Here is a 15,573-nt window from a genome sequence, read left to right on the forward strand (position 1 = left end):
GCCGGGAGGAATGCAACCTTGCGCCCCCTCCCCGGCAGGCCTGCGAGACGTTTAGATTCGCCCGCCCTTCCACACGACGCGTCCGATCACCTCGATTTCCTGGAGATCGCATTCGATGGGCCGATAGGCCGGGTTATCGCTCAACAAGGCGATGCGTCCGGCCCGCCCGGCCTCCAGTCGCTTCACCAGCACCGTATCGTCGAGTCGGACGACATGGATGCCGTCCCGCAGCGGCCGCCAGTCGCGGTCCACGAGGATCTCGTCGCCATCGCGCAGCACCGGCTCCATCGAATCGCCGCTGACCACGATGGCCGAGAGCATTTCCGGGCGCAGCCCCATCGAACGCAGCCAGCGGGGCGAGAAGCGGATCGTTCCGAACACGTCCTCCCCGTCCGGCAAAGCGCCCGGCCCTGCGGAGGCACCGATGGAAAGACGCGGAACATCCACCCAGTCATCGGCGTAGGAATTTTTGTCGTTTACGTAGGATTTTTCCTTCGATTTCCCGAATTCCGATTCGTCCACTCCGAAGAACCGTGCAAGCTGGCCGCGATCCCCCTCCTCCAGCTTCCTCGGGCTACCCTTTCTTATAAATTGCTGAAGATAAGTGGTATTTTTTCCGATCATTCGCGACAGGGATGAGAGGCTCGCACCGCGTTCCTCGGCAAGTTCCAGCAAACGGCGGCGAATTTCGGCGTTTTCCATAATGTAATCCTAGTCGTAGGAAATTTCCTAGACAAGCCCCATTCGGTTGGAACATATTAGGAACACGAGTCGCGAATCCCACTCACCGGAGCACACGGTTCCATGCTTTTACGCCAGATAGAGCGCTTCCTGCGCCTCACCCGGATGCCGTGGACCAAGTTCGGGCGCCTCGCTGCACACGATCCGCGATTCGTCGGCGATTTGCGCAACGGGCGCCGGCCCCGCGCCGGGACCGCGGCACGCATCCGACTTTTCATGACGACTTACCTGGAGAGCCCACATGCACGTTAATTTTGCCCATGACCGCGCGATGCTCGCATCGGCTCGACAGGCCCTGGGCGACGGTGCGCAGCGCTGTGCGGCGCGCGGACCATGGCTGCCCTTGATTGCGGCCCTGCTCAAACTCGCCGGTTCCCGCGCCGAGTTCCTGCGCCACGCCGAACGCCCCTGGACAAGCGCCACTTTCGCCGGCTCTCGCCATACGGTGGCACTGACTTTCGCGGGCGAGCACGCCATCGAGGACGGAGAGAATCTGATCGCGGCTCTGCCCGACCATGAATTCACCATTTCCGGCCACCTCGTGGCGGACGCGGTGGTGACCGAAGCCGACCACCGGGCAGGTCCGCCGCCCAGCCTGACCGTGGAGATCGAACTTCTGCTGCTCGAAGACTGCTGATCGGGAAAAAGCCACGCTGCGGGAAGGCAGGCGCGCGCCCTGCCTTCCCGTTTTCATTCAGAGGGCCAGCGAAAGCTCCCTGATCTCGCTGTTCAGGATGCGATCGTTTTCCGAATAGTCGACGGGGCAATCTATCACATGGACGCCCGGTGTATCGCGGCAGTGGGCCAGCAGTGTCTTGAGATGAGCCGCGCTCTCCACCCTGTGGCCGCTGGCGCCATAGCTCTCTGCATATTTCACGAAGTCGGGGTTGCCGTAAGTCAGCCCGAAATCGGCAAAGCCCATGTTGGCCTGCTTCCAGCGAATCATGCCATAGGCATTGTCGTTCAGGATCAGCACGGTGAGGTTGAGGCCCAGGCGAACCGCCGTTTCCATTTCCTGGCTGTTCATCATGAAGCCGCCGTCGCCGCAGACCGCGAAAATCTTGCGGTGCGGATAGACCATCGCGCTGGCCATGGCAGACGGCAGCCCTGCCCCCATCGATGCCAGCGCATTGTCTAGCAGCACGGTATTGGGCTTGGACGCGCAATAGCCGCGAGCAAACCACAATTTGTAGACGCCGTTGTCGAGGCAGACGATCGCGTCGTCAGGCAAGGCGCTGCGAACCTGCTTCACGAGATGCGGCGGGAAGATCGGGAAGCGCTCGTCGGCAGCCAGCCTTTCGGTATGCTCCACTTCGGCCTGGCGATAGCCGAGCATCGCATCGAAGTTCCATTTCGCCGAAGGCGCGATGGCTTCCTTGATCTGCCATACGGCGTTGGCGATATCGCCGATCACCTCGATATGCGGGAAATAGACCGGATCGACTTCCGCGGTCTTGGTCGAGACGTGGATCACCACGCGGTCGTTTCGCGTGCCGTCGTTATGCATGAAGAACGGCGGTTTTTCGATCACGTCGTGGCCGATATTGACGATGCAGTCGGCGTCCTCGATCGCACGGTGAACGAAATCGCCCGAGGACAGCGCCGCGCAGCCCAGGAAGCGCGGATGGCGCTCGTCGATCACGCCTTTGCCGAGCTGGGTGGTGAGGAAAGGAATTCCGGTCTTCTCGACGAATTCGCCCAGCATCTTGCTGGTCATCTTGCGGTTGGCGCCTGCACCGATCACCAGCACCGGGCGCTTCGCCTTCTGCAGGGCCTCCACCGCCTGTGCGATCGACTTCGCGTCAGCTGTTGGCCGCCTCACCGTCGAGCGCGGAATCGGGCGCGAATCGGTATATTCGTCGGCAATGTCCTCGGGCAGTTCGACATGGGTGGCGCCGGGCTTCTCTTCCTCGGCGATGCGGAACGCCTCGCGGACGCGGCTCGGGATATTGTCCGAACTGGCCATCTGGTGCGCGTACTTGGTGATGGGCTGCATCATCGAAACGACATCGAGGATCTGGAAGCGCCCCTGCTTCGATTTCTTGATCGGCTTTTGCCCGGTAATCATCAGCATCGGCATGCCGCCAAGCGTCGCATAAGCCGCGGCGGTCACGAAATTGGTCGCGCCCGGGCCGAGTGTGGAGAGGCAGACGCCCACTTTCCCGGTATGGCGGCCATAAGTGGCCGCCATGAAGCCCGCCCCTTGCTCGTGCCGGGTGAGAATCAGCCGGATCTGTTTGGACCGCGAGAGCGAATCGAGGAAATCGAGGTTCTCCTCACCCGGAACGCCGAAGATATATTCTACGCCCTCCGCTTCCAGGCATTCGATGAATAGATCGGACGCCTTGCGCTTGTCGCTCTCTGCCATGTGCATCTTCCCTCCGCTTGATCCCGAATTTCAGGTCGTAGTGTCAGGGCATGTGGCAAAGAATTCAACGCCGGGCATCTGGCCAAAGTAGTGGCCGGTCAATAACCCCGCGACAGATCGACGACATGCTCCAAGGGCTCGCCGCGCACGAAGTGCTGGAGATTGGCGAGAAATCGCGCAGATCCGCGCTCATACAGGGTGTCCTGCGCCCGGCCGGCAAGGTGCATCGAAATATGGATATTTTCGCGCGACCAGAGCGGATGGTCGGCCGGAAGCGGCTCGGGCTCCGTCACGTCGAGGAAAGCGCCGCCCAGATGGCCCGAGTCGATGGCGGCCAGCAGGGCGTCCTGGTCGATCACCGTCCCGCGCGCGAAGTTGAGGAAGACGGCGCCGGGCTTCATCGCAGAGAACTCCGCCTCACCGAACATGCGCTGGGTTTCCGGGGTCGAGGGCACGACGGCGATGACCCACTCGAATCGGCCGAGTTCCGCGCGCCAAGCATCCGATGCCAGGTCGCCCGGTCCCGGACGGCGGCGCACGCCCGTCACGTCCGCACCGAACACGCGCAGGAGTTCGGCTATCCGGCCGCCGATCTCGCCGGCGCCGACCACCAGGACTTTCGAATCCAGCAGTTCGCGCTTGCCGGGCGGCTGGGCCAGCCACTGGTGCCGATCTTGCGCCCGCACCACCTCGCGCCAGCCCTTGGCGACCGTCAGCATCCCCATCACCGCATATTCGGCCACCGACTGCGCATGAATGCCCGAACCGTTGGTAAGCTGGACGCCGCGCTCCGCCAGGAGCGTCAGGGGCAGCCAGTCGACCCCAGACGACAGCGCCGTGTACCAGGTCAGCTTGTCTGCAGCGGCAATGAACTCGGCCGCGATGGCAGGCGATACGGGATCGAGCCAGGCGATCTCCGCGCGCGGTGCCAGTTGCAGCAGCTGCGCATCGCTTTCGAACCAGAGCGGCTCCACGCCCTCGGGCAAGCGCCCTTCAAGAAGGGCACGCGACTTGGCGTTGATCACGGCGGCGGTCATGGACGAACTCCGATTGGCGGCCTATTTCAGGCCTTTGCACCTTGATCGGGATGGCCAGCAGGGATGACAAGGGGGCCTGGCCCGCGCTTACTGCAAGACCGGTCCCGCCCCGCTCAAGCGGTCAGCCGAGCTTCCATTCCCAGCCCAGCGGATCGCCGTCCATCACGTCCACGCCCTTCGCGGTCAGCGCGTCGCGCAGGGCATCCGATGTCGCGAAATCCTTCTGCGCGCGCGCTTCCTTGCGCTGGACGAGGACGCCCTCGATTTCGGCCTCGGTGATCTCGGCCGCCTTGGGCCGAAGGCGAAGATCGGCGCGGCTGGTGCCGAACAAGTCGAGACCCAGCACCGCGTCCATCGCCTCGATCACGGCCCGCTTGGCGCCGGGATCGACTTTCTTGGCGGCCAGAACGTCTTCCAGCGCGGTGAGCGCCACGGCGGTGTTCAGATCCTCTCCCACCGCCTTCTCGAAAGTTTCGAGCATGGGCGCGAGCTTGGGATGGCCGGCATCGCCCGGCTCCACGTCGCCCAGTCGCTCGATCACGATGATCATGCGCTTGAGGCGAACCAGCGCGGCGGCCAGCCCATCCCACGAAAATTCCAGCTCCGAGCGATAATGCGCCTGCAGGCACATCATGCGGTAGCCGAGCGGGTGGTAGCCCTTGTCGATCAGCAATTGCAGCCGCAGGAATTCACCCGAGCTCTTGCTCATCTTGCCTGAGCGTTCGACCAGAAAATTGTTGTGCATCCATACCTTGGCACCAGAATTTGCGGCCACGTCGAGGCCGTTGGTGCAGCAGAATGCCTGGTTCTGGGCAATTTCGTTGGGGTGATGGATCTCGCGGTGATCGATGCCGCCGGTGTGGATGTCGAAAGGAAAGCCGAGCAAGTCGCCGGACATCACCGAGCATTCGAGATGCCATCCCGGAGCACCTTTGCCCCAAGGCGAATCCCATTCCATCTGGCGCGTCTCGCCCGACGGAGTCTTGCGCCATATGGCGAAGTCCGCCGCATTGCGCTTGCCCGCGACAGCCTCGATGCGCCCCTCCCCCTCGTCCGTGACGGCCCGGGCCAGGCGGCCATAATCGGACACGGTGGAAACATCGAAATAGAGACCACTTTCCAATTCATAGCAGTGAGTTGGAGCGATCTTCTCGGCAAATTCTATCATCTGCGGCACATAGTCGGTCGCGATCGACCACTTCGCCGGCTGACGGATATTGAGCGCCTTGATGTCGGCCCAATAGGCCTGGGTGTAATGGGCGGCGATGTCCCAGATGGACTGCGCCTGGGTGCGCGCCATCTTCTCCATCTTGTCCTCACCGGCATCGGCGTCGTCAGTCAGGTGGCCGACATCGGTGATGTTGATGACGTGCGTGAGCTTGTAGCCCTTGTGGCTCAGCGTCCGGCCGAGGATGTCCGCGAAGACATAGGCGCGCATGTTGCCGATATGGGGGTAGTTGTAGACCGTCGGCCCGCAGCTGTAGACCCGCGCCTCGCCTTCATGGACGGGCTGGAACGGCTCCAGCTGGCGGGTAAGGCTGTTGAACAGGGTCAGGCTTTGGGTTTCGGTCATGCGCCGCGGCATAAGCGGCTGGCCGAGGCGAGGTCAATCCTTGAGGACGCCGAGCCGAGCGGATCCCGATGGCGGGAAGCTCCCGCGCAAGCGACGGCGCAAAGAAAGGCCGGCAGTCCCGGACCAGGTCCGGGACGCCCTCATTTCCTGCCCTTTTCCTCTTCGAACAGTCCGGCGAGTTGTTCGATCATGGTCCCGCCGAGCTGTTCGGCGTCCATGATCGTCACGGCGCGGCGGTAGTAGCGCGTCACATCGTGGCCGATGCCGATGGCGACGAGCTGGACCGGGCTCTTGGTCTCGATCCACTCGATCACGCGGCGAAGGTGCGCTTCGAGATAGCCTGCGGAGTTCACCGATAGCGTCGAATCGTCCACCGGAGCGCCGTCGGAGATCACCATCATGATCCGCCGGTCCTCAGGCCGGGCCAGCATGCGGTTGTGCGCCCAGAGCAGCGCCTCGCCGTCGATATTTTCCTTCAGCAGGCCCTCGCGCATCATCAGGCCCAGGTTCTTGCGCGCCCGGCGCCACGGCTCGTCGGCCTTCTTGTAGATGATGTGACGAAGATCGTTGAGGCGGCCCGGATGCTGGGGGCGCCCGTTCGACAGCCAGGACTCGCGGCTCTGCCCGCCCTTCCAGGCGCGCGTGGTGAAACCCAGGATCTCCACTTTGACGCCGCAGCGCTCCAGCGTGCGCGCCAGCACATCCGCGCTGATCGCCGCGATCGAGATCGGACGACCGCGCATCGAGCCGGAATTGTCGAGCAGCAGAGTGACGATGGTATCCTTGAACTCGACATCGCGCTCGATCTTGTAGGACAGCGACTGTCCGGGCGAGACGACCACGCGGGCGAGCCGCGCGGCATCGAGCATGCCCTCTTCCTGGTCAAAGTCCCATGAACGGTTCTGCTGGGCCATGAGGCGGCGCTGGAGCCGGTTGGCAAGGCGCGTCACCACGCCCTGCAACCCCTTGAGCTGGGCATCGAGGTAGGCGCGCAGACGGGTCAGTTCCTCGTCGTCGCACAGTTCGGAAGCGACCACCACTTCGTCGAAGGCCTCGGTGAAGACCTGATAGTCGAAGCTGTCGGGAATGTCGGTCCAGGGCCGGTTCGGGCGCACGGGCATCATGCCCTCCTCGCCTTCCTGTCCCTCTTCGCCGTCCTCCATCTCGTCCGAGTTCTCGCCCTCGGCCTCGCTCTCGCCCTCGTCCTGACCGCTCGACGGCTCGGCAGCCATCTCGGTGGACTGCTCCTCCTTGCCGCTTTCGTCGCCGGTTTCGTCTTCCTCGGTCTCCTCGTCGCCGTCCATGTCCTCGGACTCTTCGGGCGGCTGTTCGATCTGCTCGGCCTGGGTCATCTCCAGGTGCATGAGCATGTCGAGCGAGAGCTTCTGGAAGGCTTTCTGGTTCTCGATGGAATCGGCCAGCGCCTCGAAATCGTCACCGGCCTTCGATTCGATCCAGCGGCGGACCATGTCGACGCCGAACTGGGCCGATTCCGGCACTGGCTGGCCGGTCAGACGCTCGCGCAGCATGAGCGCCAGCGCGGTCGGGATCGGCACGCCGTCCGGGCTGTCCGCCCGCGAGATCGGATCGCTGGCGATGCGCGCTTCCAGCGAGGCATCGAGGTTGGCGCGCATGCCCTCGTAGTGATTGGCGCCCAGCGCCTCGTAGCGCACGGCCTCCACCGCATCGTAGCAGGCCCGGGCCGAAGGATCGGCGGGCGCATTGCGCGTGTGCAGCCTGTCGTTGTGGTGGCGCAGCCTGAGCGCGAAACTGTCGGCATAGCCGCGCGCCTGCATGGCGGCCGCCTGGGGAATCGAGCGGCCCGGCATCGGCACGCGGAACGTCTGGCCGGTGGAGCTTGGAGCGTCGGCGGTCCAGTTGACCTCGACTTCGGCATCCTGCGCGATGGCGCGCGAAGCGCCGGTCAGGGCCAGCTTGAAGCGATCGACGGGTGTTTCATCGGACATGACCGCTCAATGGCGACATAGTCCGCCGGGTGCAAGCCGGGAAGGATCGGTTGGGAGCAAGAGGTCGTCCCGGACGCGGTCCGGGACGACGATCCATGCTGCCCTGACCTCGGGCCGGAACGGCTTCAGATCAGAGCGACTTCAAATCAGAGCGGCGTCAAATCAGAGGGACTGGCCGGTCTTGGCCCAGTCGGCCATGAAGCCTTCGATGCCCTTGTCCGTGAGGACGTGCTTCACGAGGTTCTTGATGACGGCCGGCGGCATCGTCGCGACGTCGGCGCCGATGCGGGCGCATTCGAGGACGTGGACCGGGTGGCGGATCGAGGCGGCGAGGATTTCGGTCTCGAAAGCGTAGTTGTCGTAGATCAGGCGGATGTCGCGGATCAGGTCCATGCCGTCGAAGCCGTTGTCGTCATGACGGCCGACGAAAGGCGAGACGAAGCTGGCGCCGGCCTTGGCCGCGAGCAGGGCCTGGTTGGCCGAGAAGCAGAGCGTGACGTTGACGAGCGTGCCGTCGCTGGTCAGCTTCTTGCAGGTTTTCAGGCCGTCAATGGTGAGCGGCACCTTGATGCAGACGTTGTCGGCGATCTTGCGGAGGATTTCGGCCTCGCGCATCATGCCTTCGTGGTCGAGCGCAACGACTTCGGCGCTGACCGGACCGTCGACCAGACCGCAGATTTCCTTGGTGACTTCCAGGAAGTCGCGGCCGGACTTGGCGATCAGCGAGGGGTTGGTGGTGACGCCGTCGAGCAGGCCGGTGGCGGCCAGATCGGCGATGTCGTTGGTGTCTGCGGTGTCGACGAAGAACTTCATGGCGCGGTTCCTGTGGGTGCGGGGCTGCGACGGGCGGCGTCGCGCTGCCCGTCGATTCTGGCGCCCCCTATAGGGAAGCGCGCCCTTCCCCGCTACCCTGCGCCTTGCGGCCGCCGGAGCGGCCGGCCGGTCAGGCCTTCTTGAACGCGCCGATCAGCACGGCATCGTTGGTATCGGCCGGATCCTGGCGGATGGCCGCCTCGGCCGCACCGATCTCGTACCAGATGCCGTTGTCGGCATCGAGCGCGAGGGCATGGGCGGTGTCCTGGACGGTCACGCCCTTCAGCGCGGCGATCGCCTGGTTCAGCGTGGGGTCCTGCGCCTCCTTCATGGCGCGCTCGATCTCGGGGATCATGGCGTTGACGAGAGCCGGCCCCATCGCGCGGCGCAGCAGCGTGGTGGCCGCGGTATTGCCGCCTGCCATCACTTCGGCCGGATTCGGGATGGCGACGCTCTGCACGGTCTTGAGCACCAGCGGACCGGCCACGCGCGCGCCCGGCGTCGCGAAGAGGTTGAGCTGGTACTGAAGCTTGTCGCGGAAGGCCTTCGACTTGAGCACGCCCGTGGTGGTGCGCCCGGGGCGGTCGAACAGCACCGGCATCGGGATGCGGGCCACGGGGCTGGTCCAGAAGCCCTCGGGCTGGCCGAGCCAGGCGAAAGCCCGTTCCGAGGAAAAGCGCATGAGGCGGCGTACCGGGTCCGCGCCGGCCGAAGAGCCCGAACCCAGGCCCGAACCCGCCGCGAGAGTCGAGCAGCCCGGCAGCATCAGCATTCCGGTTGCAAGCATGCCGATGAGCACGCCGCGGCGGCTCCAGTCGGACCGAAGCGCGCTTGCCGCGGCGGTTTCGACATGCATGTCCGCTTCCGCCGAAGCACCCATGGCTGCCGAATTATCCCCTGTTCCCCAGTTCACCATCATCAACTCCTTCACGCCCCCGGACAGCAGTGCCTATATGCAACCTACATGAAACGCGTCCGAATCCTCGTCTTCAACGCCGCACTGGGCGTCCTCGACTACCGCGTCCCCGAAGGCATGGCGATAGAATTCGGCTCCGTGGTGGTTGCGCCCCTCGGGCCGAGGCAGGTGCTCGGCATCGTCTGGGAGCCGCAACGCCTGAACACGCAGGAAGTGCCTGAATCGAAACTGCGCCCCCTGCTGGAAGTCATGCCCGTACCGCCGCTGCCGGAGCGTCTGCGGCGCCTCATCGAATGGACCGCGGACTACTACTGCGCTTCGCTCTCGTCCGTGGCGCGCATGGCGCTGGGCAGCATGGCGGCGCTGCGCGGCGGCGGCACCACCACCGAATACCGCCTGACCGGGCAGGAGCCCGCCCGGCTCACCCCGCAACGCGCCGCCGCGCTGGACGCACTCCAAGGCGAGCAGGCCTCGATCAAGGAACTGGCCGAGCTGGCCTCGGTGTCGGACGGCGTTCTGCGCGGCATGGTCGGCGCGGGCCTGCTGGAGCCGGTGGTCGTCGATCTCGACCGTCCCTATGCCCGCGCCCGGCCCGAACATGCCCAGCCCATGCTGTCGGACGGTCAACAGGAAGCGGCCGACATCTTCGTCGAGGCCGTTCGCGCCGATGCGTTCGCGCCGTTCCTGCTCGACGGCGTGACCGGCTCTGGAAAGACCGAGACTTATTTCGAGGCGGTGGCCGAGGCGCTGCGGCGCGGACGGCAGATCCTGGTCCTGCTGCCCGAGATCGCGCTGACCGAGAATTTCCTGCGCCGCTTCGAGCACCGCTTCGGCGTGCCACCGATCCTCTGGCATTCTTCGCTGAAATCCAGCGAGCGGCGCCGCGCCTGGCGCGCCATCGTGGCGGGCGAGGCGCAAGTCGTGGTCGGCGCGCGCTCGGCGCTGTTCCTGCCTTATGCCCGCCTCGGCCTGATCGTGGTCGACGAGGCTCACGAAGTCTCGTTCAAGCAGGACGACGGGGTGCGCTACAACGCGCGCGACGTGGCGGTGATGCGCGCCAAGTTCGAAGGGATACCGGTCGTGCTCGCCAGCGCGACACCCGCGCTCGAATCGATGCAGCTGGCCGAGGCAGGCGTCTATCGCAAGGTCGACCTGCCCTCGCGCTTCGGCGGCGCGCAACTGCCCGACATCCAGATCCTCGACTTGCGCCAGGAGCCGCCCGAGCGCGGCAAGTGGCTCGCCCCGCGCCTGGTCGAGGAAATGAAGGCGCGGCTGGCGCGCGGCGAACAGTCCCTGTTGTTCCTCAACCGCCGCGGTTACGCGCCGCTGACGCTGTGCCGTCACTGCGGCTACCGTTTCCAGTGCCCGAACTGCACGGCCTGGCTGGTGGAGCACCGCTTCTCGCAGCGCCTGGCCTGCCACCACTGCGGCCATGAAGTGCCGGTACCCGCGGCCTGCCCCGAATGCGGCACCGGAGACTGCCTGGTCGCCTGCGGGCCGGGGGTCGAGCGCATTGCCGACGAAGTCGCCGAGATCCTGCCTGAGGCCCGTGTCGCGCTCGTCACGTCCGATACGATGAACACGGCCGAAGCCGTCGGCGAATTCGTCGCCAAGGCGGAGGGTAAGGCGATCGACGTCATCGTCGGCACGCAGCTCGTGACCAAGGGCTACCACTTTCCCGATCTCACGCTGGTGGGCGTGGTCGATGCCGACCTCGGCCTGGAGGGCGGCGACTTGCGGGCGGCGGAGCGCACCTACCAGCAGGTCGCCCAAGTCGCCGGACGCGCGGGCCGCGGCGAAAAGCCGGGCGAAGTGCTGATTCAGACGCGCCATCCGGAAGCCTCGGTGATCTCGGCGCTGGCCGCCGGGGACCGGGACGCATTCTACGCCGCCGAGACCGAGGCCCGCCGCGATGCGGGTGCGCCCCCCTTCGGACGCTGGGCGGCGATCATCGTTTCCTCGGAAGACCAGTCCGAGGCGAAAGCCGCCGCCCGCGCCATTGGCGGCACGGCGCCGAACCATCCCGACATGCTGGTGCTCGGCCCGGCCCCTGCCCCGCTATCGCTGCTCCGCGGCCGTCATCGGTTCCGCCTGCTGATCAATGCCCGTCGCTCGGCCGAATTGCAGAAGACCCTGCGCGAATGGCTGGAGCCGCTGCAATTCCCCCGCGGGGTGCGGGTGAACATCGACATCGACCCTTATTCGTTCGTGTGAATTCCACCGCGCCGGATCGATGCGCGGCGAGGGCCTTGCCGTTCACCCCCGCTCCCGCTTGAGCAGTTCCCGCTTGATCTCCTCGCCGTAAGCATAGCCGCCGATCGATCCGTCCTTGCGGATCACCCGGTGGCAGGGAATGAGCACCGCGACATTGTTGGCCCCGTTCGCCGAGCCTGCCGCGCGCACCGCGCCCGGCTTGCCGACCGCCGCCGCGATCTGGGCATAGCTACGCGTCTCGCCGGCGGGAATGCGCTGCAGCTCGCGCCAGACCGCCTCCTGAAACGCCGTGCCCTGCACATCGAGCGGGATCACCCGCGACTGTCCCGGCTGCTCCACTGCCGCGACGACGCTGGCCAGCAGGTTCGCAAAGTCGCTGCCGCCTTCCACCAGTTCCGCATTCGGAAACCGCGCCGCCAGTTCCTCGCGCCCTTCCTCGAAGGAGAGCCGGCACACGCCCTTTCCGGTCGCCGCCACCAGCATGGCGCCGAGGCTGGTGGGAACGACGGCCCAGTGGATGGTCACGCCGCGCCCACCCTCGCGCCAGGCCGAAGGCGTCATGCCCAGCCTGCCCTCGCTTGCCTCGTAGAACCGCGAGCTGGCGCCAAACCCGGCCTCGTAGATCGCCTCGGTCACGCTCGCGCCGCTGCTCAGGGCATCGCCGGCACGCGCGACCCGCTTCGCCCGGAGATATTCCGCCGGCGACAGACCGACCGCGCGCTTGAACACCCGCTGGAAATGCGTCGGACTATAGCCCGCCGCCTCGGCCAGCTCGGCAAGGCCCGGCGTTCGCTCCTCATCGGAATCGAGCAACCGCAGCGCAATCGTCACCGCTTCCTCGTCGCGCGAGACATCGTTGGGCCGGCAGCGCATGCAGGCGCGCAGGCCGAACTGCTCCGCCTCGCCGGCATCCGGGAAGAACCGCACATTCTCGCGCCGGGGGTGCCGCGCCGAGCAGGAGGGGCGGCAGTAAATGCCAGTGGTCAGCACGCCGGTGACGAAGCGGCCGTCGAACGTGCGGTCGCGCGACTGCACGGCCTGCCAGGCGCGGTCCTCGCTTACGGAGGTGTCCAGGACGGTCACTGCATCTCTCCATGGCGTTCGATCCGCGCGGCGAAGCAGCCGTAAGCGGCATTGTGAGCGTGAATCCCGGCAATCGCGGGATCTTCGAACAAGGCCCCGATCGCTTCCTCGATCTCGCCCGGTCCTGCCAGTCTGCCCCGGACCAGCATCCCCTCCCGGTCGAAGCCCCGCAACGAAAGCGTGCGACCGGCGAACACCGGGGGCAGCCGGTCGACATGCGGCTCGGCCTCCGCCGCGTTCTCCCTTACATATATCGCATAGGCGCTGCGATAGGGACCGGCGACATCATGGCTGACGAAATTCGCCAGGATCAGGCTTTCGCCCGGCTCGGCATCCTGCAGGCTGACACGGCACGGATAGCCCGGACGGGAGGTCGCCATCACGCGCCGCATCCCGTTTTTCTCCAGTTCCTGCGCGTCCATCGCGAAAAACGGTGCAAACCGATCTCTCGGCAAACCGATGATTCGATAGGTCATGGCAAACTCCATTGGTTCGTTTGTCCCAACGTTGCAGCAGCCGCTGCGGCGATACTTCCCGCCCCTTGCTTTTAAAGCGCTTTCCCAACCATTGTGGTCAGGCCGCCTCCCATAGCTTGCATCGTAACACTATCGTCGCTATGCGCGCCCCGTCTGCGGGCCGGGGGGCACGTCATTGTCGTGCGCCCCAAAGTGTCCCAGCCCACCCGATGTAAGGATAGGACACGCGTGGAGAATTCCGGCGGCATCAAGGCCAGCTTGCAAGGACGCTACGCTTCGGCGCTGTTTGATCTTGCCAGCGAGAACGGCGTCGTAACGACGGTCGAATCCGACCTCGAAAAGATCGCCCTCGCCATCAGCGAAAGCGCCGATCTGGCCGAGCTGATTCGCAACCCCGAAATCAGCCGCAAGGCTGCCGGCGCGGCCATCGAAGCCGTTGCCGATGTCCTCGGCCTTGCGCCGCTGACCAGGAACTTCCTGGGCGTTCTGGCGGCCAATCGCCGTCTCGTCGCCCTTCCCGAGATCATCCGCGCCTTCGCTTCGATCGCCGCCGCCCAGCGCGGTGAATCGACGGCCGAAGTCACGTCGGCTCACGCCCTGGACGACCAGCAGGTCGAGCAGCTGCGCCAGAAGCTGGAACTGCGCGAGGGTCGCAAGGTCAAGGTCAGCACCAAGGTTGATCCGGACCTGCTCGGCGGTCTCGTCGTCACCATCGGCTCCAAGCGCATCGACAGCTCGATCCGCACCCGTCTCAATTCGCTCGCCCAGGCCATGAAGGGCTAAGAAAGGCAGAACAATGGATATCCGCGCAGCAGAAATCTCGAAGGTCATCAAGGACCAGATCGCCAGCTTCGGCACCGAAGCCCAGGTTTCCGAAGTCGGCTCGGTTCTGTCGGTCGGTGACGGCATCGCCCGCATCCACGGCCTCGACAAGGTCCAGGCCGGTGAAATGGTCGAATTCGCCAACGGCGTTCAGGGCATGGCCCTCAACCTCGAAGCCGACAACGTCGGCGTCGTGATCTTCGGCTCGGACGCCGAGATCAAGGAAGGCGACAGCGTCAAGCGCACCAACACCATCGTCGACGTTCCCGTCGGCAAGGGCCTGCTCGGCCGCGTGGTGGACGCCCTCGGCAACCCGATCGACGGCAAGGGCCCGATCGTCGCCGAGAAGCGCGCCCGCGTCGAAGCCAAGGCTCCCGGCATCATCCCGCGCAAGTCGGTGCACGAACCCGTGCAGACCGGCCTCAAGGCGATCGACGCGCTCGTTCCCGTCGGCCGCGGCCAGCGCGAATTGATCATCGGTGACCGCCAGACCGGCAAGACCGCCGTCGCCATCGACACCTTCATCAACCAGAAGGAAGCGAACGCAGGCGACGACGAATCCAAGAAGCTCTACTGCATCTACGTTGCCGTCGGCCAGAAGCGCTCGACCGTCGCGCAGATCGTGCGCCAGCTCGAAGAGAACGGCGCGATGGAATACTCCATCGTCATCGCCGCCACCGCTTCGGAGCCCGCTCCGCTGCAGTACCTCGCGCCCTACACCGGCGCCGCGATGGGCGAATTCTTCCGCGACAACGCGATGCACGCCGTGATCGTGTATGACGACCTTTCCAAGCAGGCCGTCGCCTATCGCCAGATGTCGCTGCTGCTGCGCCGTCCTCCGGGCCGCGAAGCCTATCCGGGCGACGTGTTCTATCTCCACAGCCGCCTGCTTGAGCGCGCCGCGAAGATGAACGACGAGAACGGCAACGGCTCGCTCACCGCGCTTCCGATCATCGAAACGCAGGCCGGCGACGTCTCGGCCTACATTCCGACCAACGTGATCTCGATCACCGACGGCCAGATCTTCCTTGAAACCGGCCTGTTCTACCAGGGCATCCGTCCGGCCATCAACGTGGGTCTGTCGGTGTCGCGCGTCGGCGGTTCGGCCCAGACCAAGGCGATGAAGAAGGTTGCCGGCTCGATCAAGCTGGAGCTGGCGCAGTACCGCGAAATGGCGGCCTTCGCCCAGTTCGGTTCGGACCTCGACGCCTCGACCCAGAAGCTCCTCAACCGCGGTGCGCGCCTGACCGAACTGCTCAAGCAGAAGCAGTTCTCGCCGCTGTCGTTCGAAGAACAGACCGTGTCGATCTTCGCCGGCACCAACGGCTACCTCGACGGCCTGCCGGTCGCCAAGGTCACCGAGTATGAAGCCGAAATGCTCGACTTCATGCACGAACAGCATGCCGATGTCCTCGCGCTGATCCGCTCGACCAAGGACTTTGGCGACGAAGCCAAGAGCAAGACCAAGGCCGCGCTCGACGCCTTCGCCAAGCAGTTCGCTTAAGAGAAACCGTCATCCCGGTGTAAGCCGGGATCGCGGGCCATCATCGGGACCGACCTCCC

General features: G+C 65.3%; 14 protein-coding genes. 5 read left to right on the forward strand and 9 right to left on the reverse strand.

All coding sequences use genetic code 11. From position 1 onward, the window contains the following. Positions 1-51 precede the first annotated feature (51 nt). Positions 52-702, reverse strand: a complete 651-nt coding sequence (locus tag EDF57_RS02635; RefSeq protein ID WP_134092982.1) for a LexA family transcriptional regulator — start codon at positions 700-702, stop codon at positions 52-54. 102 nt (positions 703-804) lie between these two features. Between EDF57_RS02635 and EDF57_RS25925 the strand changes: the two genes are divergently transcribed. Both EDF57_RS25925 and EDF57_RS02645 read left to right on the forward strand, forming a co-directional pair. Continuing rightward, positions 805-993: a hypothetical protein gene (locus EDF57_RS25925; RefSeq protein WP_132262999.1), complete on the forward strand. Its 189-nt coding sequence runs from the start codon at positions 805-807 to the stop codon at positions 991-993. Continuing rightward, positions 983-1,378 carry a hypothetical protein gene (locus EDF57_RS02645; protein ID WP_243840842.1) on the forward strand — a complete coding sequence of 132 codons (396 nt, stop codon included), beginning with the start codon at positions 983-985 and terminating at the stop codon, positions 1,376-1,378. Before EDF57_RS25925 ends, EDF57_RS02645 begins: the two co-directional genes overlap by 11 nt. Before the next feature lie 57 nt (positions 1,379-1,435). Here EDF57_RS02645 and EDF57_RS02650 read toward each other — a convergent pair whose 3' ends face one another. The 6 genes from EDF57_RS02650 to EDF57_RS02675 all read right to left on the reverse strand — a co-directional run bounded on the left by EDF57_RS02650 (position 1,436) and on the right by EDF57_RS02675 (position 9,415). Continuing rightward, the gene (locus EDF57_RS02650; RefSeq protein ID WP_134092983.1) at positions 1,436-3,109 is read right to left on the reverse strand and encodes an acetolactate synthase large subunit; all 1,674 of its coding nucleotides are present in this window, start codon (positions 3,107-3,109) and stop codon (positions 1,436-1,438) included. Positions 3,110-3,207: 98 nt separating this feature from the next. Continuing rightward, positions 3,208-4,146 carry a D-2-hydroxyacid dehydrogenase gene (locus tag EDF57_RS02655; RefSeq protein WP_134092984.1) on the reverse strand — a complete coding sequence of 313 codons (939 nt, stop codon included), beginning with the start codon at positions 4,144-4,146 and terminating at the stop codon, positions 3,208-3,210. A gap of 121 nt (positions 4,147-4,267) precedes the next feature. Then, positions 4,268-5,719, reverse strand: coding sequence for a cysteine--tRNA ligase (cysS, locus tag EDF57_RS02660; protein WP_134092985.1), 1,452 nt, complete (start codon positions 5,717-5,719; stop codon positions 4,268-4,270). A gap of 140 nt (positions 5,720-5,859) precedes the next feature. Continuing rightward, on the reverse strand, positions 5,860-7,686 hold the full coding sequence (gene cobT, locus EDF57_RS02665; RefSeq protein WP_134092986.1) for a cobaltochelatase subunit CobT: 1,827 nt from the start codon (positions 7,684-7,686) through the stop codon (positions 5,860-5,862). Between the two features lie 162 nt (positions 7,687-7,848). Next, a complete protein-coding gene (gene fsa, locus EDF57_RS02670; protein WP_132263009.1) occupies positions 7,849-8,499 on the reverse strand; it encodes a fructose-6-phosphate aldolase in 651 nt (216 codons plus the stop codon). Positions 8,500-8,629: 130 nt separating this feature from the next. Continuing rightward, positions 8,630-9,415, reverse strand: a complete 786-nt coding sequence (locus tag EDF57_RS02675) for a DUF4197 domain-containing protein (protein WP_134092987.1) — start codon at positions 9,413-9,415, stop codon at positions 8,630-8,632. A 48-nt stretch (positions 9,416-9,463) separates the two neighbouring features. Here EDF57_RS02675 and EDF57_RS02680 point away from each other — a divergent pair, with 48 nt between their 5' ends. Then, the gene (locus EDF57_RS02680; RefSeq protein ID WP_132263010.1) at positions 9,464-11,629 is read left to right on the forward strand and encodes a primosomal protein N'; all 2,166 of its coding nucleotides are present in this window, start codon (positions 9,464-9,466) and stop codon (positions 11,627-11,629) included. A 42-nt stretch (positions 11,630-11,671) separates the two neighbouring features. Here EDF57_RS02680 and ada read toward each other — a convergent pair whose 3' ends face one another. Further along, positions 11,672-12,712 carry a bifunctional DNA-binding transcriptional regulator/O6-methylguanine-DNA methyltransferase Ada gene (gene ada / locus EDF57_RS02685; protein WP_134092988.1) on the reverse strand — a complete coding sequence of 347 codons (1,041 nt, stop codon included), beginning with the start codon at positions 12,710-12,712 and terminating at the stop codon, positions 11,672-11,674. Continuing rightward, on the reverse strand, positions 12,709-13,188 hold the full coding sequence (locus EDF57_RS02690) for a DUF1203 domain-containing protein (protein WP_134092989.1): 480 nt from the start codon (positions 13,186-13,188) through the stop codon (positions 12,709-12,711). Before EDF57_RS02690 ends, ada begins: the two co-directional genes overlap by 4 nt. 228 nt (positions 13,189-13,416) lie before the next feature. On the opposite strand from EDF57_RS02690, the gene EDF57_RS02695 reads away from it, so the two are divergent. Continuing rightward, positions 13,417-13,971, forward strand: coding sequence for a F0F1 ATP synthase subunit delta (locus EDF57_RS02695; protein ID WP_132263014.1), 555 nt, complete (start codon positions 13,417-13,419; stop codon positions 13,969-13,971). 13 nt (positions 13,972-13,984) lie between these two features. After that, positions 13,985-15,514: a F0F1 ATP synthase subunit alpha gene (gene atpA, locus EDF57_RS02700; RefSeq protein ID WP_132263015.1), complete on the forward strand. Its 1,530-nt coding sequence runs from the start codon at positions 13,985-13,987 to the stop codon at positions 15,512-15,514. Positions 15,515-15,573 lie beyond the last annotated feature (59 nt).

Origin of the sequence: Novosphingobium sp. PhB55 (genome assembly GCF_004368805.1) — a bacterium.
Lineage (GTDB): Bacteria > Pseudomonadota > Alphaproteobacteria > Sphingomonadales > Sphingomonadaceae > Novosphingobium.

Bases quoted from the DNA above. Each gene is read 5' to 3' on its own strand.
- EDF57_RS02635 (WP_134092982.1), bottom strand. From the start codon at position 702: ATGGAAAACGCCGAAATTCGCCGCCGTTTGCTGGAACTTGCCGAGGAA.
- EDF57_RS25925 (WP_132262999.1), top strand. From the start codon at position 805: ATGCTTTTACGCCAGATAGAGCGCTTCCTGCGCCTCACCCGGATGCCG.
- EDF57_RS02645 (WP_243840842.1), top strand. From the start codon at position 983: ATGCACGTTAATTTTGCCCATGACCGCGCGATGCTCGCATCGGCTCGA.
- EDF57_RS02650 (WP_134092983.1), bottom strand. From the start codon at position 3,109: ATGGCAGAGAGCGACAAGCGCAAGGCGTCCGATCTATTCATCGAATGC.
- EDF57_RS02655 (WP_134092984.1), bottom strand. From the start codon at position 4,146: ATGACCGCCGCCGTGATCAACGCCAAGTCGCGTGCCCTTCTTGAAGGG.
- cysS (WP_134092985.1), bottom strand. From the start codon at position 5,719: ATGACCGAAACCCAAAGCCTGACCCTGTTCAACAGCCTTACCCGCCAG.
- cobT (WP_134092986.1), bottom strand. From the start codon at position 7,686: ATGTCCGATGAAACACCCGTCGATCGCTTCAAGCTGGCCCTGACCGGC.
- fsa (WP_132263009.1), bottom strand. From the start codon at position 8,499: ATGAAGTTCTTCGTCGACACCGCAGACACCAACGACATCGCCGATCTG.
- EDF57_RS02675 (WP_134092987.1), bottom strand. From the start codon at position 9,415: ATGGTGAACTGGGGAACAGGGGATAATTCGGCAGCCATGGGTGCTTCG.
- EDF57_RS02680 (WP_132263010.1), top strand. From the start codon at position 9,464: ATGAAACGCGTCCGAATCCTCGTCTTCAACGCCGCACTGGGCGTCCTC.
- EDF57_RS02690 (WP_134092989.1), bottom strand. From the start codon at position 13,188: ATGACCTATCGAATCATCGGTTTGCCGAGAGATCGGTTTGCACCGTTT.
- atpA (WP_132263015.1), top strand. From the start codon at position 13,985: ATGGATATCCGCGCAGCAGAAATCTCGAAGGTCATCAAGGACCAGATC.